We start from the raw sequence: 23,264 nt of genomic DNA, 5'->3' as shown, positions 1-23,264 counted from the left end.
AAACTTTGATGAAAAAAATTATATTACTTGTGATAATAGGACTTTCAATTTTTGCTTGTGCAGATGACAATGAATGTTGTGTAAACGTTGATATTGGAATTGATATAAAATACTTAAATGCGGAAGGCGATAACTTATTTGAAATAGATAATGGTTATAACGAAACGAGCATTACCATTTACCATAAGATAAACGGAGAATGGAACAAATATTATAAAAGTAATTTAGACTCCCCAAAAGGAATTAAGGTTGTTAAAGGAGAAAACGGAAAAGTTTTAAATATTTCACCAAGTACAACGTTGGACGCAAACAATCTCTCAGAAACTAAAATTGAATTTTCTGACTCTGATTTCGATATTATAAAAACAGAAATTGACAAAAACAGTTCTAATACAATTGTAACAAAAGTATGGTATAATGGAAATTTAAAATGGGAAGCTAATAATAGCGAAAGAATGTTTGAAATAATTAAATAAAAACAGTTTACAGCTATGCGTATAATTCATTGCTAGTATACGCCTACTTACAAATCCCGAAGCTTTTAGACTAGCAGACTTTTTATTCTGTTTTTATTTTCTAAATTAGGTGCTTAAGCCACGCACTAACTATATACAAAAACATTGTGCATCATTTAAGTATTATATTAAAAATTAGAATTATTATTTGATGGAAGAAAAGTTAAGAGATCATATTCAAAATTTAATACCTCTTACAGATGATGAGTTTTCATTTGTTCTATCGCATTTTTCATTTGAAAAATATAAAAAAAATGATTTTCTTATTCAAGTAGAAGATAATGTAAAGTATTGTTATTTTGTTGTTTCGGGACTTTTAAAATTAGTTTACGATGACACAAATGGGAAACAGCATATTGTTTCATTTGCAATGGAAGACTGGTGGGAAAGCGACTTTTCAGCTTATTTTACACAAACTAAAGCTAAAATGTCATTACAGTGTATTGAGGACACTATGGTATTTTCTTTAAGCTTTAAAAATTATCAAAAACTATTATCTCAATTACCCAAAATGGAGCGTTTTTTTCTCCAAAAATCTAACGCAGGATACATTTCTTCACAAAATAGAATTTTATCTTTTTTAACTTCAAATGCTCAGCAAAGGTATAAACAGTTACTTAAACAATATCCTCAACTATTTCAGCGAGCTCCCAAAACTCTTTTAGCTTCATATTTAGGTGTTTCACGTGAGACACTTAGTCGGCTTTCTTCTTAACGTATTTTGTCTCTTTAAAATTGTGATGTTTATCACGCTCTAACAGTACTCTAGTTCAGAAGTTTGTAGTGTACAAAATAAAACTACAATTATGAGAAATAAAATAGTAGCAATTATATTATTAATTACTGTTTCTGCATTAGCACAAAATAAAAAAGAAGAAAAAATGGAAAAAAGAATAATTAATCCTTGGAAATGGCAGAACGAAAGAAGTTATGCACAAGCAATTGAAGTAAGAAAACCAGAAGGAACTTTGTATGTTTCTGGGCAAACAGCAATAGATGCTGATGGAAAATCTAGCACTGCAGATATGCAAACTCAATTAATTAAATCTATAGAAAATTTAGAAAAAGTGATAACGGAAGCCGGTTATGAATGTAAAAATATTGTGAGATTAAACATTTATACAACTTCATCTGAAGAGCTTTTTACCTGTTTTGATGTTTTCCAGAATTGGATTAAGAAACATAACATAAAGCAAGCAAGTACACTATTAGAAGTTAAAAGTCTTTTTGAAACTTTAAAAATAGAATTAGAAGTTACCGTGGTAAAATAATATTGGATTAAGGTACTAAAATCATAAAAAAACAAATAGCTGATAATGTGTAAAGGTAATAGCTAGTTTACGCCTATTTATGAACTCCTTAGTATATGTATTTATCTATTTTTTATGTACGATTTATTTGCTAATTTGGTACGGAAATATATAAACACTTTAAAACTAATTCTGTAATAATAAAAACCATTAAATATTTTCCAATGAAAAATATATCTATACTTGCAAGTCTTTTAGTTGCCTTAGCTTTTATTTCATGTAAAAATGATAAAAAAACAGAGAAAAATGAACTACAGGAACCAGTTAAAAAAGAAGAGACTGTTACAAAAAAGGATGTACAAACAGATAAACCAGATAATACTAATGTAAAAGAATTTTTATGGGATAATATACCTGAATCTACCCTAGATATTGGTGCGTACCCTTACATTACACCACCAAAAGGGATGATTGTAGACAAAGATGGATCTGAATCTTTTGAATTTGATAAGCTTGAGTTTTTTGATGGTAATACGTTTTTTGTACTAGACGGTAGAGTAGAGCGTATGCAAATAAAAATGGAAGGCGATAAAGAATGGCAACAATATTTATTTGATAAAAGTGTCTCTGAATATTTAAAATCTATTGGAGCAAATTTAATTTTTGAAGGACAAATTCCGTCAGAGTTAACTCAAAAATGGGGCGACAGTCCAAATGCTATTTACAAACATATGCACGAGTTTTATGGAGCAGATGTGGTAAACCATCCTGTTAGTTTTTATGTGCTTAAAACCGCAGATAAAAAAATAGCTTTTCAAGTATCCTCTAACTCCAAAACCATTTCAGTTGTAGAAAATAAAGCGTTTGTACAAACAATACAAAAAGTTACTGCAGAGGATATTTTAAAAGAAATTACAGATAAAGGTATTGCTACATTACATATTAATTTTGATACTGGTAAATCTAGAATTAAGGCAGATTCTTATGAAGTAATTAGTGAAATATCTAAAATGATGAAATCTAATCCAGAACTAAAAATTAGTATTGAAGGGCACACAGATAATGTAGGTGACGCTTCTTCTAACCTAAAACTATCTAAAAACAGAGCACAAGCCGTACTAATGGCTATTGTAGAAGAAGGTATTAATGAGACCCGTTTAAAAAGTGAAGGATTTGGACAAACAAAACCTTTAGATGATAATACTACAGAAGAGGGTAAAGCACAAAATAGAAGAGTAGAGCTAAGAAAAATATAGTATATGTAAAGTAGCCCTTTTATAGCAATTTGTAATAAGTTTTGTTAAAGGGTTATTTATAAGGAAACAGAGCCTCTGAATTTTTTATTCAGAGGCTATTGTTTTTTAATATCTTATAAATTTATTGCAACTTTATTGCATTAACAAAATACATTCTTATATTTGCAACCTTGTTGTATTAAATATAGTTTATTTTGAAATTAACGTTAAACAGGCCAGATACTTTTGGCGCACTTGCCAGTGCCTTATGCTTAGTTCATTGCTTTGCTACACCTTTTATTTTTATAGCACATAGTTGTGCTGCTGGTGGCTGTGAAACTAGTCCGGTATGGTGGCGTAGCTTAGATTATATTTTTTTAATTATTTCATTTTTTGCGGTATTGCAATCTGCAAAAAACACCTCTAAAAGTTTTATGAAACCTTTACTTTGGGCAAGCTGGTTTAGCCTGTTTTTTTTAATTGTAAACGAAAAAATACAGTTACTTTCTTTAACAGAAACCCTAACCTATATTGTAGCTATTGTACTTGCTACATTGCATATTTATAACTTAAAATATTGCCAGTGTAAAACCAATAATTGTTGTAGTAATAATGGATAAAAATAATATCGAAACAGTAGGAGATAACCATATAGCTACAAGTGTAGATACTCCTTTGCGTAAAAATGCTTTTCTAAAGTCTGATGATGAAAAGATAAGCGCTATTCAGCATCACTTTAAAAAAATAATGGAAGAGTTAGGTTTAGATATTACAGACGATAGCTTATCTGGTACACCATATAGAGTTGCAAAAATGTATGTTAAAGAACTTTTTTATGGTTTAGATCCTAAAAACAAGCCAAAATTATCTGTTTTTGAAAACAAGTATGCTTACAATAAAATGTTGGTAGAGCAAAACATTACTATAGACTCCTCTTGTGAGCATCATTTTTTACCAATAACGGGTTTTGCACACATTGCATATGTGCCAAAAGATAAGGTTATTGGGTTATCTAAAATAAATAGGTTGGTAGATTATTATGCACACAGACCACAGGTACAAGAGCGGTTGTCTTTGCAAATATTAAAAGACCTTCAAAATACATTAGAGACACAAGATGTTATAGTTATGGTAACAGCAAAACACTTATGTGTATCATCTAGAGGCATAAAAGACAAAAATAGCTTTACCACTACAATAGAATATAGTGGTTGTTTTACCAATGAGCAAACCAGAAACGACTTTTTAAAAATAATAGAGAAAACAACGGTATAATTTTAAAAATAAAAAAAGTAATCTAAACCTTCACAATTGTATGTGTTTTTTATTTGTTACATTGGTGTACTATTAATAACAACCAACCAAACAAATTTTAAATATGAAAAATACAAGCCACTCACTATTAGTTATTCTTTTCTTTCTTATAATTGTTTCTTGTGATAAGAAAATAACGTTTGAGCAGCAAATTAGTCAAGATGTTTATCAAAAAATAGCGAGTGGGTATTGTGAAGAAGATAAAATACCAAAAGACGCAGTAATTAAAAACTTTAAGATAGGAGAAATTACGCCTATTGGAGATACAGGTATGATTGATGTTGCTTTGGAGTTTGATGTTACTGATGCAGATGGTAATGAAGAGCACATTACAGAAGCAATGCTTTATTTAGATAAAGGAAAGGATAAAAAAATGCTTGCTATTTTTTGTGAGTACGATTATAGAAAGCAGTAATACAATACCTAAACTTATAGGGCGTACTCTATTTTATAAAAATTACATATTAACAGCAATTTTTGTGTTTACCAAAATTGCTGTTTAGTATACCATACATAAACCAGTTTTGCTTATCAACTGTAATAAATACTGCTATTTATTATTTTGGTATAAATTTTTTCTCTAAACATAGTTTAAAGACTAAAAGTTTACAATAGTACCTCTACAGTATCAAATATATACCAAACCCGGTCATATATATATTCATACAACTATAACTCCTTAATTATCTGTACGTTTACTTTGTGTAAAAAAAGTAATTAATAACAGTACAAAACATAATTATAGATGAGAAGGGGATTAATGGTATTATTTTTTTTAACTCTGACCTTGTTTTCTTGCAAAGACAAGGAGATAGGTACAGAAGAGGGAATTGTAAACATTGAAAAAATTTTAGAAGAGAATTTTGATGATGATTTTGAAGTGTATCAATTGTCATTAAACGCATCTACTTTAAAAAGTAACCTAGATAACATAACAAGAGTATATAAGGTTAAGGACATTTTTTTTCAGGACAAGTTTGTTTATAATGGTTTTACAGATCCCGTAAAAAGTCCGTTTGCAAATTTATTTAAACAAAATAAACCTTTTAAAGTAGGAGATGCTAATGTATCTATTATTCCTACTAAATATAAAGAGGCTATAGCGCTTTTAAAAGAAAAAGGATTGTTTAAAGAAAAATCAGACTACATACTTAACGATTGGGTTTTTGAAGCAGATAAAAATGGAGATATTTTTTCTGAATTTGATTTGCAATATGAAGTAGGGGCTAATAAAGTTGGTAAAGTTATCACCATAATTTATGATGAGTATAGCTTTAAAGTAGATAAGAATAATGCATTAAGTTTAATAAAGTAGTAGTAAAATGAGTAAAGTAATAAAAAGTTTATGTTGTGTGTTGCTTCTAGTTTTATCTAGTTGTGGAAAAGGAACTAGTGGTACTATAGTATTAAGTACAAAAGAAGGAGTTTCAGAAATAAAAAAAATAGTAGAAGACCAATTTGGGTTAGACAAAGATGCTTACTCTTTAACTATTTCTAACAAAAGTTTAAACTCTATAGAGGTAGAGCAGGTAACTGTTATGCTAGCAGAAAAAGGTAAATCTTCTATGTGGTTTTATTCTACGTTAATGAACAAACTTTTTAAGCCCGAATCTGGAGTAAAAGAGACTGATAATACAAAAGCCGTAAAATTAAAAGATTTTAATGTAGATAATATCCTAGCAAATTATAACAAGGCAATTGTTTTAATAGAAAAAGAAACAAAAGAATTTAATAACTACAGGTTAGAAGGTAGTTATAGTATGATTGTAGATCAAAAGACAGGAAAAATAAATGAGTCTTTTAATTTATTTGCTGATAAAATCTCTACCAAAGAAAACAGTTTTTACGGCAAACGAATAGAAGATAGCAATGTGTTTAAATTTTCATTTAAAACTGATGAAAATGGTGCACTTGTAGCTACAGAAGGATTAAACGTATTTGAAAAATAAATAATAACCAACTAAATAAAATTAGAATGAAAATAGAATTGTACAAAGCAGTAGATCATCCTACAATTGAAGACGTAGAAAAAGTATAAAAAGAAAAATTAGGAGATAAGTACGAGTATAAATTGAAGAAAAAAGCAAGCTTAGCTGGTGCTATGGTTGGCGGAGCGGCTCAAGATCAAATTACCGTAATTAAAAATGCTTACCACAGAACGGTTGTTGGTTTACAAACAACATCTAGCTCATCACCATCTGTACCTAAGTACACAACTATAAACTTTTCTGAAGCTACATTAGCGGGCTGGTTAGGTTTTTTAAATAACCAATTAGGCTTTATTGGCAGAATTGTAATACGCTTAATATATGGTAGTGATTCTGAAATTTATGATGAAGTAAGAAACACTATTAAAGACAACATGAATATAGAAATAGAAGTGCATGAACCAGGTTTAGGTGCATTATTTAAAAAGAAGAAAAAGGAAGAAGCTGTAGAGGCATAGATGCTTACTTAAAACAAAAAAGTCCCTTATCTAAATTTTAGATAAGGGACTTTTTGCTTGCACAAAGTCTTTTTTTTTAAGACTTAGAAAGCACCAATAAAGTGGCTACCAGTTGTGTTAACTAGTTCTGCACCTTTTGTAACTTGGCCAGTTACAGTGTTTATAACGTATATGTTTCCGTTTTTACCAACAGGAGCTTGTGTTACGTAAATATCATCACCATCTACAACAAAACCTTGGTACTGAAATAATTCAAAATCTACTTCGTAAGGAATGTCATTTATAGTTGTTGCTGTTTTTGCATTTAAATCAACCAATGCAAAAAAGCTTTCGCCTCTACCAGAAATACCTTCTGCAGAACCATTATGGCGGTAAGCAACAACAGCTTTACCATTAGCAGCTGGTCTCCAAGCTAAAATATAAGCACCTTCTACACCTAAAGCATCATCTAAATTAAAATCATACGAATTATCATATTCATTATCTGCATCAATTTTTAAGATATGAGAACCATTAGGATCACTTTGGTTAGCTTGGTATACGCTACCATTGTATAAAAATGCATTAATACTACGGTAACCGTTTGTATTGCCATTACCGGCAGTAGAAGTAATTACGGTTGGGTTTAATAAAGATGGGTAGTCTAATACAATTGTTTTAGAACCTAAAATTTCATAATCACTGTCAGACTCTGCAGTTGCAGGGTCTACTTTACTTAAACGTGCGCCAATGTATAATTTATCTCCAGCAGCATTTAAAGTAGGCATATCTATTCTAGAAATGTAATAACCTTGCGCTTCTTCTTCTGCAGATAAAGAAATGCTTTGCTCTTCAAAGTTTTTAATAGAAGAGTTTTCTAAATCTAAAGTAACTACACCCATAGTAGCTTCAGTGCGTAAATATGTATCATCTGTGGCATCATCAGGTGTACCATTATCATCAAACTGGTGTTCTGTAGAAACATAAACAGCAGTACCTGTTTGGTCACCATCAAATAATTTTATCCATCTTGGAGCAGTACCAACATAAGGAGCAATACTAACTTCTGTACCTGTTTTGGTAAAATTTTGTCCGCCTTCTACAGTGTATTTTGTATAATTACCACCAGTATCACCAGCATAACTAATATTAAACATTGTACTACCATCTTCAGATGATTGTAACCTTGCAGTTCTGTTAGATGGCACAATAAATCCGTTATCAAAAGGAGCAATAGATACCGTTGGGTCTTTGGCATCTTCACTAGATAAAGAGTAAATTAAAGTACCACCATTACCATCTCCAGGATTGTCTCCCATTTTAGCTGCTGCAACAGTTATCCATCTGCCAGCAGTTGGATCTTCAGTATCTGTTGGTGCATCTCCGCTATCATCACTACTACAAGAAGCCAATAACCCTAATGTAGCAAAGGCTACAGCAAAAGATTTAATATGAATTAAATTACGTTTCATTTTATATAATGTTTAAAAAATTAAAATTTATTTATGGTATAATTAAGTTTAAAGTAAAAGGCTCTACCTGGTTTTTGTACCGATAAGTTGTCGTACACAGGCTCATCAAAAATGTTTTTAATATCAAAACTTGCAATCAGTTTTTTATTAGGAAAAACATAGCTAAGTCCAAAATCTTGTACCAATTGTGTAGGTACTTTAAAAAACTCGTCTCCTACAGTATTTTTACCTTGTGGTGGTAGGTAAGAGAACTCATCTGTAAAGTACATTGTATAAAAAAGGTTTAACCTAGATTTTTGTTGTATTACATTTTTAAAAGCGTAACGCACATTACCATTCATAGTAAAAAACGGAGTGTTAGGTACAGCTATGTCTATACCATTACTTTCTATATTTAGTTTAAACGTAGAGGCATTAAAATTTAGGTTAAAGTTGTTGTTAAACGTATAATTTAATTGTGCGTCTATACCTTTAGATGTTCCGCTTCCTTGGTTTACGTATACAATTAGTTCATCATCAATATTTAAAGATGTTTCTATAGGTAAGCCAATACGGTCTTTTATGTTTCTAGAAAACAAATTGGTAGCTACAGTAAAATTGTGTTTTTTAACCTGAAAAGAACCAAACCTAAACCCTAAATTGTAATTGTTACTTTGCTCTGGATTAATACTTGTGTTAGCAACTACATTGTCTCCATCATCGCCAAAAACCTCTGTTTCATTAGGTAATCTTATGGCTTTTTCTGCAGATGCTAATACGGTAATAGTAGGTGTTATGGTGTAAGATGTAGCAAAACCATAACCAGTGTGCTCTACATCACTAACAGTAATTTCATCTACAACAGTAGCATTACCATTACTATCTTCTTGTATCTCTGGATCTATATTTTCTGTTTTTTGCTGATATAGTTTACCAAACACATTTGCTTTTAACTTGTTATTTACGGCAGACAGCTCATAACTTAAAGAGTATATGTTTTTATGTAAATTTCTTGTGCCTTTAAATGTGTTTTCTAAAACAGACCTTAGCTCGTCACTATCTTCTCTATCAATTCCACTATAAATATGATTGGCAACTATTTTGTTATTCTTATTAATAGCGTAAGATATACCTGTTCTAATAGAAGAAACATCTCTTTTAATTTTAGCTAAAGTTGGTCCGCCTTCTTGCTGAGATCTCCAAGTATATTGGTATTCATCTCCTCTAAAATCAATTGCTCTATCTCCGTTCCAACTATAGGCCCAAGAAACAGTGTCATTAACAGTACGGTTTCTTTTACCATAAACACCGTTTATTGTAACACCTAATCCTTTGGTAAAAAGATCATTTTTTTTGTAAATAAAATTAGCCAGTAATGCATTAGACTCTAAAAACCTGTCTTTATATGGCGTAATTGTCATAAAAGCACCATGCTGTACCTCTTTATAATCATCAGATCCGGTAACACCAACCAAAAACTGATCTGCCCATTTTACATTTGTATATCCAATTTGTGCCATACCACCAGTAGAGCGGTAAGCATCATTAAACCTACGAGCTGTTATAGGGGTTTGTACACCACCTAAACCAGTAACAACTACACTTCTTCCAGATACTTTATAGTCGTTATCTGAGTAATTGTGAAAAAGAGAAGTTTTTACAGTAAAACCACTATTGTTAGACCTGTACAAACCATTAACACTAGCTTGTAAGGTGTTAAAAGACCCGTAAGATACAGATGCATTTAAATTAGTTTTAGCATTATCTTTTAGTACAACATTAATTGCACCACCCAAGGCATCATCTGCCAAATGGCCAGGGACAACACCTTTGTATACTTCTATATTTTTTATCATAGAAGGTGGTATGCTATTTAAGTTAAATGAAGAACCATACATAGAACTAGGAATACCGTCTATAAAAATACGTACAGCACTACCAGATAATCCGTTTAGACTATAGCTAACGTCTGACCCTAAACCACCATTTTGTCTTATTTTTACACCAACAGTAGTGTTAAGTAGCTCATTTGTTTGTATGTTTCTAATACTTGCTTCTTCAGTTTTTACTACGTTTACAGCAAAACCTTGAGTTTCTATTTGGGTTTCTTTTGTTTTACCGTTTAGTAACACCTCATTTAGCTCATTGTCTTCATTATAACTAAGTGTATGTTTAATTTTTGTGTTTTTTTTAGATACCTTAACCGTAATATATTCAATGTCTTTACCGTAGTATTTTATTGCAATTTTATGAGTTCCGTAACCAAGGTTGTTTAGTGTAAAGTATCCCTTGCTGTTTGTATAAGAGTGCTGAATTGGTTTTTCTGTAAAAACAGATGCTTCTGCAACCGGTATACCATTTTTAAAATAAATAACTCCAGATATAGTACCTGTTTCAATTTCTTCAGATGCTTGTGAAAAAACCGGAAAAGTTAATAGCAGGCTTAAAACTGATACTATTTTTAACATAGAATTAAATTATTTTTTATATTTATTAAGACTTAGTCTAAATTAATTTAGATTTGCAAATCTAAGTTTAGGACAACTGAAACAACTAACGTAAAAGGAAGTTTTAACAACGTATTAAGAAATAATGAGTGTAGAGTTAAAAAGCTTTTCTTCTTTTATTAATTTTAATTGTAGCACTGTAAAAGCTACCCAAGATAAAATTAGTTTAAAGGGGACCAACATAGTAAGTAATGTACACAACCAAGTAGATGAAGAGGTCTTAGTGTGTAATAGTACTATAGTTGTAGCTAATAAAAACACTGTAACAGAAATAGGGTTTAATGTAGATGTTACTAGTGATGTTAGATTTGTAAAGTTGCATTTTTCATTGCGAGGTAATTATTTACACTCTTGTACCAATACAACCAATTTTAAGGTAAATGTGCCAGAAGGGTGTTGTAATATGTTTTTTGTGCCAGTTTTACCAACAGTAGAAACGTATACAGGTAGGCACCATAAAACTTTAGAAGTATATATTACACCGCAAGAATTGGCAAAAATTGTAGGTGCTGAATTTGGGACAGATTTAAAACAGTTTTTTTCTAAAATTACCGCCCTAGAGCCAGCAGCTTATTATAAAAAAAGTAAACAAATACCTTTAAAATTTAAAAACCAGATTAACGAAATTTTACAGTGTAAATACACTGGTAGTTTAAAAGACAATTATTTAAAAAGCAGGCTTATAGTTTTACTAATAGATTTTTTAATGAAAACAGCAAAACCTGTGGCAGAAGAGGCAATTATAGCTGAGCAAGATTATTTAGCACTGGTAAAAGTAGAGGCGTATTGTAACCAAAACTTAAAGAAAAAACTAACTATTAATCATTTATCGCTTATTGCTGGTTTTAATACAACAAAGTTAAAACGCGACTTTAAAAAGGTATATAAAACCACCATTTTTAAACACATAACCCAACTAAGAATGCAAAAAGCAAAAGAGCTTATACAGGAAAAAGGCTTGTCTATTGCTGAGGTTTCTTATGAAGTTGGCTACTCTAACCCACAGCATTTTACGGCAGCTTTTAAAAAAACAATTGGCTACTTACCAAGTAAACTAATTAAATAACCACTAATTCACCAATTCCTGTTCTTCTTTTAATCTAAAGCAACGTTCTTCTCCTAAGTAATTAGGGTCTCCGTGTTTTTCAGACCAAAAGCCGTCTAAAATATCTTTGCTAATACATTTGTATACCACAACACCCTTGTACGTAGCATTATCTTCTCCTTTATAATTAAAATTAATTACTAAAATATTGTCTTTAAAAAAGCCTGTACCTAATTGGTATTGTTCATTACCTATTAACCATTTTGCTTTTATACGCTTATTTGTATCTAAAGCTAAAACTAACGTGCCTTTGTAAGTTGTTTTTTCGGCATTTTGGTTGTTTCCCATAATAGCATAGGTGCCAGGCAAGTCTTCAATGTGCATAGGTATAGTAATTTAATTTTGTAGTAGCTGTTGGTTGCATACAAATGTAAACACTTAAAAGTTATAGTGTACTTAACTGCTGTAATCTTCCTTGTAAAATTGTTAAATAAAAAATCTATTTTTAATCATTCTAAATAAAAATAGTTCTTATATTTGCGCTTTATCAATACTAAGTCTAAATAAACAAATAAGCTTTATTTATTATAAATACACTTTATTATGAAAAAAATAACAACACTTGTTTTACTACTGTTTGTAGGTACTATTGCCGCACAAGACGCAAATGTTTTTTGGTCTCGTGGTTTTTTTAAGCCAAATACTACAGTTAAAGATATACAAGCAAAAGAAGCTGCAGGTAACAGTGCAACGGCATTAAGCTCTAATAATTTTGATGCTACTACAAATGCTATTTTAGCAAATGCATCTACAGAGGTTGTAGACTACTTGTTAAGTTTAAAAGGTAATGATGTAAATAAGGTTACCCATGACGGACGTACTTACCTTTTTTGGGCAGCTATGAAGGGTAATTTACCATTAATGAAAAAGCTAATTAAGCTAGGTGCAAAAACAGATGTTGTAGATGATAAAGGAAGTTCTGTATTACTTTTTGCTGCTGGTGGCGGACAAACTAATCCAGAATTATACGATTTGTTATTGGCAAACGGTGCTAAAATAACAGAAACTACGCCTAAAGGTGCCAACGCTATTTTAAAATTAGTTGGTGGTGCTAAAGACCTTAAAGATTTAAACTACTTTTTAGAAAAAGGGTTAGACTTAAACCACACAGATAAGGATGGACACAATGCTGTAGATTATGCAGCACGTTCTGGTAACCAAACAATTATAGCACAGTTGGTTAAAAAAGGAGTTGCTTATAAAGATACTAATGCAGATGGTAGCAATGCTATTTTAGTAGCGTCAGAAGGTGGTAGAGGTCCTGGTAATAGCTTAGCGTTTTTTAAGTATTTAGAAGGTTTAGGTATAAACCCAAATGTTACAGATAATAATGGTGTTACACCAATACATAATTTGGCTAGCAGAAATAAAGACAATGTTATTTTTAATTACTTTATAAACAAAGGTGTTACTACAACAAAAGCAGATGCTAAAGGAAATACTCCGTTAATGAATGCTGCTGGGCGTAACAGTTTAGAGGTTGTAAAGTTTTTTGAGGTTAAAAATTTAGATGCTAAAAATAAAGATGGCAAAACAGCATTAACTAATGCGGTAGCATATAATAGTGCAGATGTTGTTACTTATTTAATAAACAAAGGAGCTGCTATTGATGTGGTAGATACAAAAGGAAACAATTTGGCATACTACTTGGTTAACTCTTACTCTAAAAGAAATAAAAAAGCGTTTACAGAAAAATGGAACTTGTTAACTGCTAAAGGTTTAAATATGACACACGTACAAGAGGGTAAAAATAATATTTTACACTTGGCTGTAGCTAAAAATAATAAAGACTTATTAGCTAAAATAGCACCATTAAATATTGATGTAAATGCTAAAAATGCAAACGGATTAACACCTTTACATTTGGCTGCTATGACAACTAATAATGTAGACTTAATTAAGTATTTAATTAGTGTTGGAGCTAAAAAAGACGCTGTAACAGAGTTTGAAGAAACGGTTTATGACTTAGCTTCTGAAAACGAACTTTTGAATAAAAATAAAATTGAATTTTTAAAATAATAGAAAATGAAATTTAAAGTAGTAATTATAGCAATAGTAGGTTTGTTTACTATGGCAGCTTTTACAACGGCTCCTAAAACTAGCCAATACAAATGTATGATTCAGTTAAAAAATTATGAGGGTGAAGGTGCTTACGTTGTGGTATCTTTATTAGATGCTGAAGGTAAATACGTAGAGACATTAAATGTTTTGGGAGACGACCCAGAGTGGTACCATGATTTAACCAAATGGTACAGCTTTTTTGAAAATAAGAAACCAAGTATTGATGCCATAACAGGTGCTACAATTAGTGGTGGTGAACGTGCTATAAAAGTTATTAAAATTGATGACGATAAAATAGACAGTGGCTATAAAATTAGGTTTGAAACTGCTGTAGAAGATCAAAAATATGTTGAGGACGATGTAACTTTTGAGCTTACTTCTGCAAGCGTAAATAGCAAAGTAGATGGTACTGGTTACATCCGTTACATACGTATGTTACCACAGAAATAATTAATTTATGACATTATCAGTATGGAGATACAGCCACCTTGTGTTGGCTGTATCTTCTTCTATTTTTATTTTATTGGCAGCCGTAACAGGTTCTGTTTTAGCGTTAGAGCCAATTAGCAATCGTATACAGCCATACACTACAGGCGATTTAGACCAAATTACTGTTGCAGAATTTACACATACACTACAGCAAAAGTATGCAGAGGTTATTTCTGTAGAAATAGATAAAAATAGCTGGGTTACAGCATCTGTTATTACCAAAGATGGTGCAGATAAAATAATATACATAGACCCTAAAACAGGAGATAGTTTAGGTACACCTAAAGAAACTAGCCCTGTGTTTAAATTTGCAACTACCTTACACCGTTCCTTATTTTTAAAAGGCATTGGTAGGTTTTTTGTAGGCTTGTCTTCATTATTACTTTGTTTAATAAGTATTAGCGGTATTTTTTTAATCTTAAAAAAGCAAGGTGGTGTTAAAGGTTTTTTTAAACCAATAGTTAAAGAAAGCTTTAATCCGTATTACCATACGGTTTTTGGTAAATGGTTGCTTATTCCTATTTTAATAGTAACGCTAACAGGCGTGTATTTGTCTTTAGAACAGTTTTCTATAATACCGTCTGCAAAAATTGTACACCAAGAAGATACCTTGTTTGCAGAAGAACCAGTTATTCCTGTATCTGAGTTTAAGGTTTTTAAAAATATAAAATTATCAGAAGTTCGTAAAATAGAGTACCCTTTTGCACCTTTTCCAGAGAGTTACTTTTTAGTGCAGTTAACAAATAAAGAGTATTTAATAAACCAATTTAATGGAGATATAGTTAGTCAGGTTAACTATCCGTTTTATGTAATATTAACTTATTACAGTACACTTTTTCATACAGGGCAGGGGAGTATAGTATGGAGTATAGTTTTGTTATTAGCCTCTATTGGTATTTTATTTTTTATGTATTCTGGCTTTAGCATTACACTAAAACGCAGAAAATCTAGAATAAAAAACAAGTATAAAAAAGACAATTGCGATTATGTAATTCTTATTGGGTCTGAAAACGGAAACACCTTTTATTTTGCCAACGCATTATACTCAGAGTTACTACGTTTGGGTAAAAAAGCATATTTGGCAGAACTAAACAGCTACAAAAGCTATAAAAATATGCAGCATTTGGTGGTAATGACCTCTACTTATGGCACAGGAGAAGCGCCAACAAATGCTAAAAAGTTTAAAGCACTTTTAAATACGCACCAACAAGGCGCAAAGTTTAACTACTCGGTTGTAGGTTTTGGATCATTAGCATACCCAGACTATTGCAAGTTTGCTTATGATGTAGATACTATGTTACAAGCGCACCCAAACAATAACCGTTTGGCAGATGTGTTTACCATAAACAACCAAAGTTTAGAATCTTTTAACCAGTGGTTGTTAGCGTGGAGCAAGCAAGAAAATTTAAACATAAGTTTACCAAAAGCTATTGGTAGTAAAAAGAAACGTAAAACCTATGCTTTTACTGTAACCAAACACACCAAGGCAGAAAATAATCCGGACGACACTTTTTGTATATACCTAAAACCAGTAGAAAAAGTAAAGTTTACCTCCGGAGATTTACTCTCTATTTTGGGCGAAAAAGACCAGAGAGAACGTTTGTACTCCATTGGTAAGTGGAATAAAAACGAGCTTGTTATAAGCGTTAAACGTCACCAAAAAGGCAGTGTGTCTAATAGGCTACAAAACCTTGCTGTGGGCAACAAAATAAGCTGTGGTATAGTAAAAAACAAAGCATTTCATTTGCCTAAAAAAGCAAAAGAAGCCTTGTTAATAGCAACTGGTACAGGTATTGGCCCTTATTTAGGGATGATACGCCAAAACACTGCACACAAAAAATTACACCTGTATTGGGGTGGGCGTACAGCAGCATCTTTTGAGCTGTACAAAAACCAATTAGAAACACAGCAACAAGCAGGTAACCTAACCTCTTTACATTTGGCATTGTCTAGAGAACAAGCTCAAAAAATATACGTGCAAAACCTGTTAGCGGCAAACGGTAAAGAAGTTGCCCAACTTATAAAAAGCAAAGGTTATATTTTAATTTGCGGCTCTATAGGTATGCAAAAAGAGGTTACTACGGTTTTAGATACCATTTGTAAAAACCACCTAAAAAAGCCACTGAGTTACTACCAAAACAAAGGTTATATTTTAATGGACTGCTACTAAAAACAAACTAAAACCCGTAACTGTATGTTATGGGTTTTTTTGTGCCATTTATACTATTTTTTAACCCAATTACACATTTCCGTATTTGTACTACAAAAAATGTTTCTATATTGTAGGAAAAAGTAATTATTGTATTTATACCACCAATATGGCAGAATAAACGCAATTAATTGTGGTTACTAACTAGTTGGCAACAATATGAAAACCAAAAACATTGAAATTTAAAACAACATTTTTCATATCATTATTTTTATGCTTCTTTTCGGTATATGGACAACGGACTTTAACCGGAAAAACTATAAACCAGTTTTTTGAAAGTGCCATAGGAATCACAATATTCGACAAAGACACAATCAAAATCGGACAATCTGACTTGAATGGGTATTTCGAAATTAAATTACCTCAAGAAACGGATAAATTGATTTTTGCTGGAGTTGGCTATGAATGGGCAACAATTAAAGTTTCAAAAAAATGTAAAAATCTAGAGATAATTCTGTTTATGGCTTCAACTTATGATTTTATGTCACCTAAAAAAGTTGACAGACTTCGTAAAAAAGGGTTTGATAAATTACCCGAGTTACACTCTCAAGCATACCAAAATGGACTTTTTAAAACCGAAAAATCTTGTGTCATTAGAAAGTTTGAACTAGACTTCCCAAATCTTGACGAAATACGAAGACAAGATAAATTGAGAAAGAAACAGATTAAAACAAAATTTAAAGAACTGAAAATAGGAGATATTATAAAAGTTCCGTACAATGTAATTCAAAGACATAATGGTACAGACATTACAACTTTGAATCCATATTCTTATACTTTTGATGGCGAAAACTTTGATTGTATTATCAAAGGAGTAATAACTAAGAAAAATAAACGTAAGGGCGGATATAATCTAGTATACAGAGTTATTGATTATCCTGATTACAATTACGATAATATGGTTATTAATGAACCATATTATCCTAGTCAGAAATTGAAAATTGGAGAAACAATTAAGTTTAATATAAAATATTCTAAGGTGCTAAAAAACAAATAAATACAGTTGCCAACACCGTATAAAAATAATTGCGGTTTAGTGCTTAATCAAAGGTCGTTGCGTGTTTGTAACGTCTGATTTTCCTTCGGAAAATCCTCGCATACAAACCCGCAACTATTCTTATACATAAACGTTAGAGCAAATATGATAAAATAATGCAAAATAACAGCTATCATATAATTTTTGAAAGAAGTTATTATTTACCGACTAATGATTTCGGACAAAGAAATAATAAGCATCCTACTTGGGGTTTTGAGCCACTAGAAAATTCCAATCTGAAATTTGGCGGAGTATTGAAAAATGGAATAAACCATCTGATTTCTTTTGATAAAAATTTCCTTGTTAACGGAATAGAACTTAAAGGTCAAATATTCGGACTCAACTTTGAAGATTTTTTCAATGCACAAATAAATGGTCCTTATCTATTTTATAAACATTCAGAAAATGGAGAAATTGAAAGGTTAAATGAAAACATTCCTATAGAATTCGAATATTGTAATCAACCTCTTAAGGAAACGAATATAAAACTTGCTCTGACTCCTCTTTCTTTTAAAAATCAAGAATGGGAAGGGAATTGTAATAAAATTGGAGGAAAACCTATCTGGATTCAAGAACCTGAAAATATATGCTGTCCAAAATGTAATAATAAAATGACTTTTATATTTCAACTAGATAGCGGACTCCCGGATTTGAATCCAATTAATGGCAATGAAATAATGTTTGGTAATGACGGAATTTGTTACGCTTTTTGGTGTAATCAACATAAAATTAGCGGATATTTATGGCAATGCACTTAAATAAATACTGGCTATAACAAAGTACTGTGGTAAAAAAATAAGTAAAAACCACCTAAAAATACCACTGAGTTATTACCAAAACAAAGGCCGTATTTTAATGGACTGCTACTAAAAACAAACTAAACCCATAACTGTATGTTGCGGGTTTTTTTGTGCCATTTATACTCTTTTTTTAATCCAATTACACATTTCCGTAATTGTACTATAAAAAATGGTTTTATATTGTAGGAAAAATGTAATTATTGCGTTTATACCACCAGTATGGCTGAATAACGGCAATTAATTGCGGTTACTAACTAGTTGTGCTTAATTATGACGAAACCAACAAACAATACCATAAATGAAGATATGACGAACACCTGTTTCTTCTGCTCTGAATCTATTTCTGGAAAAAAAACTCAAGAACATATAATTCCAAATAGCTTATTAGGAAAATTAGGGATTAAAGAAGAAACTGTAACAGGAAAAGGAGTATTTCAATATAGTCGAATAAAAGTACCAGCACATAGTTCTTGCAATAGTGGTTTCGGAAGTAAATATGAAGACAGAATAATAAAACGACTAGAAGAACCTGAACAATTATTTAAAGATTTAAAAGCTGAGGAATCTGGTATATCTATTATTTACGGTCCAAATGAATCTATTACTGCACTTGTTTCTACTTGGCTATCTAAAATTTATTATGGGCTATTTTATAATGATTACCTTAAAGTTAATGATAGTGAGCACAAAAAAGTAGCTCAAAAGATAATTTACAATGATAACTTTAGAATGATTCAAGGTGCCTACAAAGATGGTGTTGGGTTTAGTTTGCCATCAAGCCTCTATGTTTTTGAATCTGAAAAAGACTTCTTTGATTTAAGAACGTTTGTTTACCCTAAAATGATAATGATTAAAGTCAGAAAATTAGTATTTATACTATTAATTGGAGACGGATTTTTGACAAAAAACTATCTCAACGAAGACCTACTTTCAAGTTTTAGAGAAAAACTATTATTGGAGGAAAAAGTAAATGATAAATTTCCTCTTCATCTGTATGCATTATCTGAAATAATGGCTTTAAGAATGTGTATTCCAAAAACACCATCATTTGTCTATTCAAATAAAGAGATTATGAATATGAGTCTATTGACTGGAGTTTCGAACCCAGAGGAATATTATAAAGTTGATGAGGAATTAATCGAAAAAAAGCGAAATGAAATTCTAGTTGATTTAGGTGTGAAAATAGAATAACTAAGCACAACAATGGCTATAATTAATACGGGTTTTGATGCTTAACCCAAAGTTTAGAGCTTTTAACCAAGTCCGCCAAATCTTATGGATTTAGCTTTAGAACAGAAAAATTAAATCAAAACAATAAGCTTTAGCTTCGTGCGCAGACGGAAACGAAAAGTTTCCTTGCCTCTGCACTACGCTTAGCCGCGCCGTTGTGTGCAATTTGGCTACGTTACCAAGATTTGGTATTTTTGAGTAAAATTATAGTCATAATGGGAAAAAACACATCAATATCACTCGGAAATCATTTTGAGGAATTTATTAGAGAAGAAGTAAACTCTGGAAGATATGGTTCGGTTAGCGAAGTAATTCGTTCCGCATTACGTTTGTTAGAACGTGAAGAAAAAAAGGAAAGAGAATTGATTAAAGCTCTCGAAGTTGGAGAAAATAGCGGATTTGTTGAAAATTTTGACCCAAAACAACATCTGAAAGAATTACATCGTAAACACTTATGAGTAAAAACAAATATCGCATAAGCCAACAAGCGATTGAGGATTTAGATAAAATTTGGGTTTACACCCTAAATAAATGGTCTAAAGAACAAGCTGACAGATATTACGATTTAATAATAGCGGAAATTGAATTTATTGCGGACAACTATCTGATTGGAAAATCCGCAGAGCAGACTCGAAAAAACTATCGAGTTACTAAAATCAAATCCCATCTGATTTTTTACAGAAAAGTAGATAATGAGATTGTGGAAATCGTCAGAGTATTGCATCAAAGAATAGACATTAAAAAACGACTGAAATAAAAACTGTACACAACAAAGTACTGTGGTAAAAAAAAGTAAAAACTCATTAACTTTTCACTAAAACACTTCTGTAATTGCACTAAAAAAATATTTTTATCTTGTAGGAAAAATGTAATTATTGTGTTTATACCACCAATATGGCTGAATAAACGCAATTAATTGCTGTTACTAACTAGTTAGGCACAATTAGAAAATGAAGTATTACTCACTTAAGATAAAATCTTTTAATCCTGAAATCAAAGATGAATTATCTGATGGACCAAAAATCTACCCAAGTGCTAACGGAGAAAAAATATCGAATAGTAATGGATACTTGAGTGTTGGAGGGAAATTTGGAAAGATATTTTTTGAAAAAACTGTTGATGACGCCCCAATTTTTGATTATTTCTATTTATATAACTTAACCTATCAAAAAGAATACGACTGGATTCTTTTAGATGCATATAGTTACATTGGTCAAAACGTTCCTTCTTGTAGAGGGTTTTTAGTTTCTGAAAAGTTAAAAAGATTATTAGAAAAATTTGATATTTCTGAGCCATTTCGGTTCTACGAAAGCCGATTGATGTTTAAAGGTAAAAAATTAAAATATTATATTTTTCATCTTGCGCAAAATGAATGGGAGAATTTAATTTTTAATGAATGTGAATATTTTGAAATAAATTCTAGTGATTCATTAAAAAAAATACCTCTCCAAATTTCTAATTCTAAAGAATTCAAAGCATTATTTAAGCAATACAAAGGCAAAACTTCTAAACTTAATTGGAAGTTGACTATTAAGAACTATTCAGACATCTTCTATATGCCCTTTATTGAAAAGGGTGGCTACATAATCTCAGAAACTCTTAAAAATGAAATTATCAAAAATGACTTAATAGACTTTGAAATTGAAGAATTAGAAAATGTTAAATTTAAAATAAAAAGTGCCTAACAATGGCTATAATTAATACGGTTTTTGGTGCTCAACCCAAAGTTTAGTGCATTTAACCAAGCCCGCCAAATCTTTTGATTTGGCTTTTAAAATGAATAAGATAAAAACAAAATAAAAAGATTTGGCTAAGTGCGTAACCGAAAGGTCACTATTTTTAACTTCCGTACTAACCATAGCCGAGACGTTATAAACAAAACCTTAAAAACCGAGATGATAAAACAAAAATTCCTAAATTTAATTAGAAAATATTCTTCTAATGAAGATTATAATTTGGAATGTTGGATCGAAATTGAGGACAATTATTTGTCTAAATCTCGTCATTATCATAATCTTGAGCATTTAGATAATATGATTTCGGAATTAAGTAAAATTCAATCAGAAGTTAAAGATTTAGACTGCTTATTATTTGCCATCTATTATCATGACATTATTTACAAACCAACTAAAAGCGATAATGAACATCAAAGTGCTTTAAGGTTTGAAAATAGAATTGCTAAAACTTCATTTAACAAATTGAGTAAATGTATAGCGCAAATTGAGGCAACAAAAGAACATAAATTATCAGATGACAATGATACAAACATACTTTTAGATTTAGATCTTTCAGTATTAGGTAAAAGTACTGAAGAGTATAAAAAATATAGTGAGAACATCAGAAAAGAATATAGAATCTACCCAGATTTTATGTATAGGAAAGGAAGAAAAAAAGTACTTAAAAGCATTTTGGAATTGGATTTTATTTATAAAACAGATTATTTCAAACAACTTTATGAAAAACAAGCAAAAAAGAACTTAACGCTTGAATTAAATCAATTTTTAAAAGCAAAACCTAAATAGCTAAAGTAAAAGACTTTAAATTAAGTGAAGAAGCAATATTGGTGCTTTAAAAAAATAAAAAAAATGACATCTACAATTTTGACCTTTCAAATAAAAAACTAGAATAATTATTATTACTATAAACGTAAAACATACTTAAATTGTAGTATTTGGCACAAAAAAACAATGATATAAAAGCAATGATTACACTAAATAAAACAATAGCATATTCTAAAAATTGGAAACATACTTTTATGATTGCGTTATTGCTAGGAACATTTGTTTCAATTTTATTGATAGCCTTAGAACCCTTTGATAGTAATAACGAGTTTTCATACAAATATTTAATTCTTTCTGGTTATGCATTTTGCCTAATAATACCTATACTGCTTGTTCATCCTATTGAAAATTACTTTTATAAAAATCAAACAAAACGATGGTTTGTATTAAATGAGTGTTTGTATATTATTGCAACTGCCTTTATTGTATTTCTTTTCGCTTTTTTTTATCACTTTTATGTAGTTAGTGGTTTATCTTCATTTACGTCTAAATTAATATGGGGTTTTATAAAATCGTTTGGAATACCATTTACACCTATTGTGGTTCCTTTTTGGCTTTATTTGCGCTCTAAATTTGGCTCTATAGAGGTTCCTTTGTATAATAAAGAAAATACTAAAATAAATAAAACCATAACTATTGTTGGCAATAATAAGTCTGAAACCTTAACCATTTTTGAATCGGATTTTATTTTTGCAAAAGCGCAACAAAATTATGTAGATGTATACTACAACACAGAAAACGGAATGGAGCAAAAAACTTTTAGGAACACACTCTCTAATATAATGAAACAGCTTCCTAAAGCCTGGCAAGTGCACCGTTCTTACTTGGTTAATTTAGATTATCTAAAAACTGTAGAGGGCAATGCTAGAAAGCGTTTTATAAGAATATCTGCAACCGAGGAAACAATACCAATTTCTCAAATTTACTATGAAGCCTTAAAAAAAAGGCTTTCAAATTCGTCCCAACAGCTTCAAAATTAGCCCAGGCCATTCAAATTTAACCCAAAAACTTCAAGTTAATCACACTCTTTTTTTTCTATTGTTTTTATGTTTTCTCTTTGTTGAGAACTTAAAAAA

At 30.7% G+C, this 23,264-nt stretch carries 25 protein-coding genes; 22 read left to right on the top strand and 3 right to left on the bottom strand.

Features of this window, described 5'->3' with window-relative positions; translation table 11 throughout:
* Positions 1–8 precede the first annotated feature (8 nt).
* The 10 genes from JM80_RS15735 to JM80_RS15690 all read left to right on the top strand — a co-directional run bounded on the left by JM80_RS15735 (position 9) and on the right by JM80_RS15690 (position 6,760).
* Entirely contained in the window at positions 9–476 is a 468-nt protein-coding gene (locus JM80_RS15735; RefSeq protein WP_013621784.1) for a hypothetical protein, read from the top strand.
* 190 nt (positions 477–666) lie between these two features.
* Positions 667–1,230 carry a Crp/Fnr family transcriptional regulator gene (locus JM80_RS15730; protein ID WP_144711025.1) on the top strand — a complete coding sequence of 188 codons (564 nt, stop codon included), beginning with the start codon at positions 667–669 and terminating at the stop codon, positions 1,228–1,230.
* 166 nt (positions 1,231–1,396) lie between these two features.
* Positions 1,397–1,786, top strand: a complete 390-nt coding sequence (locus JM80_RS15725; protein ID WP_034642688.1) for a RidA family protein — start codon at positions 1,397–1,399, stop codon at positions 1,784–1,786.
* Positions 1,787–1,989: 203 nt separating this feature from the next.
* Entirely contained in the window at positions 1,990–3,021 is a 1,032-nt protein-coding gene (locus JM80_RS15720) for an OmpA family protein (RefSeq protein WP_034642686.1), read from the top strand.
* Positions 3,022–3,215: 194 nt separating this feature from the next.
* Positions 3,216–3,620: a MerC domain-containing protein gene (locus JM80_RS15715; RefSeq protein ID WP_144711023.1), complete on the top strand. Its 405-nt coding sequence runs from the start codon at positions 3,216–3,218 to the stop codon at positions 3,618–3,620.
* On the top strand, positions 3,613–4,275 hold the full coding sequence (gene folE, locus JM80_RS15710; protein WP_144711021.1) for a GTP cyclohydrolase I FolE: 663 nt from the start codon (positions 3,613–3,615) through the stop codon (positions 4,273–4,275). Before JM80_RS15715 ends, folE begins: the two co-directional genes overlap by 8 nt.
* 103 nt (positions 4,276–4,378) lie before the next feature.
* The gene (locus JM80_RS15705; protein ID WP_144711019.1) at positions 4,379–4,729 is read left to right on the top strand and encodes a hypothetical protein; all 351 of its coding nucleotides are present in this window, start codon (positions 4,379–4,381) and stop codon (positions 4,727–4,729) included.
* A gap of 330 nt (positions 4,730–5,059) precedes the next feature.
* Positions 5,060–5,629, top strand: a complete 570-nt coding sequence (locus JM80_RS15700; protein WP_013621793.1) for a hypothetical protein — start codon at positions 5,060–5,062, stop codon at positions 5,627–5,629.
* Positions 5,630–5,636: 7 nt separating this feature from the next.
* Positions 5,637–6,263 (top strand): hypothetical protein, encoded by a 627-nt coding sequence (locus tag JM80_RS15695; RefSeq protein WP_144711017.1) that lies wholly within the window; start codon positions 5,637–5,639, stop codon positions 6,261–6,263.
* Positions 6,264–6,385: 122 nt separating this feature from the next.
* Entirely contained in the window at positions 6,386–6,760 is a 375-nt protein-coding gene (locus JM80_RS15690) for a hypothetical protein (RefSeq protein ID WP_144711015.1), read from the top strand.
* Between the two features lie 83 nt (positions 6,761–6,843).
* Here the strand turns inward: JM80_RS15690 and JM80_RS15685 are convergent, their stop codons facing one another.
* Together JM80_RS15685 and JM80_RS15680 are read right to left on the bottom strand one after the other, a co-directional pair.
* A complete protein-coding gene (locus tag JM80_RS15685) occupies positions 6,844–8,211 on the bottom strand; it encodes a hypothetical protein (protein ID WP_144711013.1) in 1,368 nt (455 codons plus the stop codon).
* A 20-nt stretch (positions 8,212–8,231) separates the two neighbouring features.
* A complete protein-coding gene (locus JM80_RS15680; protein WP_144711011.1) occupies positions 8,232–10,658 on the bottom strand; it encodes a TonB-dependent receptor in 2,427 nt (808 codons plus the stop codon).
* A gap of 124 nt (positions 10,659–10,782) precedes the next feature.
* Between JM80_RS15680 and JM80_RS15675 the strand changes: the two genes are divergently transcribed.
* Entirely contained in the window at positions 10,783–11,763 is a 981-nt protein-coding gene (locus JM80_RS15675; RefSeq protein ID WP_144711009.1) for an AraC family transcriptional regulator, read from the top strand.
* Positions 11,764–11,766: 3 nt separating this feature from the next.
* Here JM80_RS15675 and JM80_RS15670 read toward each other — a convergent pair whose 3' ends face one another.
* Positions 11,767–12,126, bottom strand: coding sequence for a hypothetical protein (locus tag JM80_RS15670; RefSeq protein WP_013621799.1), 360 nt, complete (start codon positions 12,124–12,126; stop codon positions 11,767–11,769).
* 219 nt (positions 12,127–12,345) lie between these two features.
* On the opposite strand from JM80_RS15670, the gene JM80_RS15665 reads away from it, so the two are divergent.
* The 11 genes from JM80_RS15665 (at position 12,346) to JM80_RS15615 (ending at position 23,168) form a co-directional block, all read left to right on the top strand.
* Positions 12,346–13,821: an ankyrin repeat domain-containing protein gene (locus tag JM80_RS15665; protein WP_144711007.1), complete on the top strand. Its 1,476-nt coding sequence runs from the start codon at positions 12,346–12,348 to the stop codon at positions 13,819–13,821.
* Positions 13,822–13,827: 6 nt separating this feature from the next.
* On the top strand, positions 13,828–14,313 hold the full coding sequence (locus JM80_RS15660) for a DUF2271 domain-containing protein (RefSeq protein WP_089118918.1): 486 nt from the start codon (positions 13,828–13,830) through the stop codon (positions 14,311–14,313).
* A 7-nt stretch (positions 14,314–14,320) separates the two neighbouring features.
* Complete coding sequence (locus tag JM80_RS15655; protein ID WP_144711005.1) at positions 14,321–16,522, top strand: PepSY domain-containing protein; 2,202 nt, start codon at positions 14,321–14,323, stop codon at positions 16,520–16,522.
* Positions 16,523–16,736: 214 nt separating this feature from the next.
* A complete protein-coding gene (locus JM80_RS15650; protein ID WP_144711003.1) occupies positions 16,737–17,558 on the top strand; it encodes a carboxypeptidase-like regulatory domain-containing protein in 822 nt (273 codons plus the stop codon).
* Between the two features lie 155 nt (positions 17,559–17,713).
* Positions 17,714–18,355 (top strand): DUF1963 domain-containing protein, encoded by a 642-nt coding sequence (locus JM80_RS15645; RefSeq protein ID WP_083653538.1) that lies wholly within the window; start codon positions 17,714–17,716, stop codon positions 18,353–18,355.
* 312 nt (positions 18,356–18,667) lie between these two features.
* On the top strand, positions 18,668–19,588 hold the full coding sequence (locus JM80_RS15640; protein WP_144711001.1) for an HNH endonuclease: 921 nt from the start codon (positions 18,668–18,670) through the stop codon (positions 19,586–19,588).
* Positions 19,589–19,842: 254 nt separating this feature from the next.
* Complete coding sequence (locus tag JM80_RS15635) at positions 19,843–20,085, top strand: type II toxin-antitoxin system ParD family antitoxin (RefSeq protein ID WP_144710999.1); 243 nt, start codon at positions 19,843–19,845, stop codon at positions 20,083–20,085.
* Positions 20,082–20,384, top strand: a complete 303-nt coding sequence (locus JM80_RS15630) for a type II toxin-antitoxin system RelE/ParE family toxin (protein WP_144710997.1) — start codon at positions 20,082–20,084, stop codon at positions 20,382–20,384. Before JM80_RS15635 ends, JM80_RS15630 begins: the two co-directional genes overlap by 4 nt.
* Positions 20,385–20,577: 193 nt before the next feature.
* Positions 20,578–21,312 (top strand): hypothetical protein, encoded by a 735-nt coding sequence (locus tag JM80_RS15625; RefSeq protein ID WP_144710995.1) that lies wholly within the window; start codon positions 20,578–20,580, stop codon positions 21,310–21,312.
* 210 nt (positions 21,313–21,522) lie between these two features.
* Positions 21,523–22,149 carry a hypothetical protein gene (locus tag JM80_RS15620; protein ID WP_144710993.1) on the top strand — a complete coding sequence of 209 codons (627 nt, stop codon included), beginning with the start codon at positions 21,523–21,525 and terminating at the stop codon, positions 22,147–22,149.
* Between the two features lie 149 nt (positions 22,150–22,298).
* A complete protein-coding gene (locus tag JM80_RS15615) occupies positions 22,299–23,168 on the top strand; it encodes a LytTR family DNA-binding domain-containing protein (RefSeq protein WP_144710991.1) in 870 nt (289 codons plus the stop codon).
* The last annotated feature ends 96 nt before the right edge of the window (positions 23,169–23,264 follow it).

This window comes from Cellulophaga sp. RHA_52, assembly GCF_007827205.1.
Taxonomy (GTDB): Bacteria; Bacteroidota; Bacteroidia; order Flavobacteriales; family Flavobacteriaceae; genus Cellulophaga; species Cellulophaga lytica.
Note: the sequence above shows the minus strand (reverse complement) of the source record. Positions and strands in the feature narration are given on the sequence as shown.

Coding starts and splice junctions, on each gene's coding strand:
- JM80_RS15735 (WP_013621784.1), top strand. CDS start 9: ATGAAAAAAATTATATTACTTGTGATAATAGGACTTTCAATTTTTGCT.
- JM80_RS15730 (WP_144711025.1), top strand. CDS start 667: ATGGAAGAAAAGTTAAGAGATCATATTCAAAATTTAATACCTCTTACA.
- JM80_RS15725 (WP_034642688.1), top strand. CDS start 1,397: ATGGAAAAAAGAATAATTAATCCTTGGAAATGGCAGAACGAAAGAAGT.
- JM80_RS15720 (WP_034642686.1), top strand. CDS start 1,990: ATGAAAAATATATCTATACTTGCAAGTCTTTTAGTTGCCTTAGCTTTT.
- folE (WP_144711021.1), top strand. CDS start 3,613: ATGGATAAAAATAATATCGAAACAGTAGGAGATAACCATATAGCTACA.
- JM80_RS15705 (WP_144711019.1), top strand. CDS start 4,379: ATGAAAAATACAAGCCACTCACTATTAGTTATTCTTTTCTTTCTTATA.
- JM80_RS15700 (WP_013621793.1), top strand. CDS start 5,060: ATGAGAAGGGGATTAATGGTATTATTTTTTTTAACTCTGACCTTGTTT.
- JM80_RS15695 (WP_144711017.1), top strand. CDS start 5,637: ATGAGTAAAGTAATAAAAAGTTTATGTTGTGTGTTGCTTCTAGTTTTA.
- JM80_RS15685 (WP_144711013.1), bottom strand. CDS start 8,211: ATGAAACGTAATTTAATTCATATTAAATCTTTTGCTGTAGCCTTTGCT.
- JM80_RS15680 (WP_144711011.1), bottom strand. CDS start 10,658: ATGTTAAAAATAGTATCAGTTTTAAGCCTGCTATTAACTTTTCCGGTT.
- JM80_RS15675 (WP_144711009.1), top strand. CDS start 10,783: ATGAGTGTAGAGTTAAAAAGCTTTTCTTCTTTTATTAATTTTAATTGT.
- JM80_RS15670 (WP_013621799.1), bottom strand. CDS start 12,126: ATGCACATTGAAGACTTGCCTGGCACCTATGCTATTATGGGAAACAAC.
- JM80_RS15665 (WP_144711007.1), top strand. CDS start 12,346: ATGAAAAAAATAACAACACTTGTTTTACTACTGTTTGTAGGTACTATT.
- JM80_RS15660 (WP_089118918.1), top strand. CDS start 13,828: ATGAAATTTAAAGTAGTAATTATAGCAATAGTAGGTTTGTTTACTATG.
- JM80_RS15655 (WP_144711005.1), top strand. CDS start 14,321: ATGACATTATCAGTATGGAGATACAGCCACCTTGTGTTGGCTGTATCT.
- JM80_RS15645 (WP_083653538.1), top strand. CDS start 17,714: ATGCAAAATAACAGCTATCATATAATTTTTGAAAGAAGTTATTATTTA.
- JM80_RS15640 (WP_144711001.1), top strand. CDS start 18,668: ATGACGAAACCAACAAACAATACCATAAATGAAGATATGACGAACACC.
- JM80_RS15635 (WP_144710999.1), top strand. CDS start 19,843: ATGGGAAAAAACACATCAATATCACTCGGAAATCATTTTGAGGAATTT.
- JM80_RS15630 (WP_144710997.1), top strand. CDS start 20,082: ATGAGTAAAAACAAATATCGCATAAGCCAACAAGCGATTGAGGATTTA.
- JM80_RS15625 (WP_144710995.1), top strand. CDS start 20,578: ATGAAGTATTACTCACTTAAGATAAAATCTTTTAATCCTGAAATCAAA.
- JM80_RS15620 (WP_144710993.1), top strand. CDS start 21,523: ATGATAAAACAAAAATTCCTAAATTTAATTAGAAAATATTCTTCTAAT.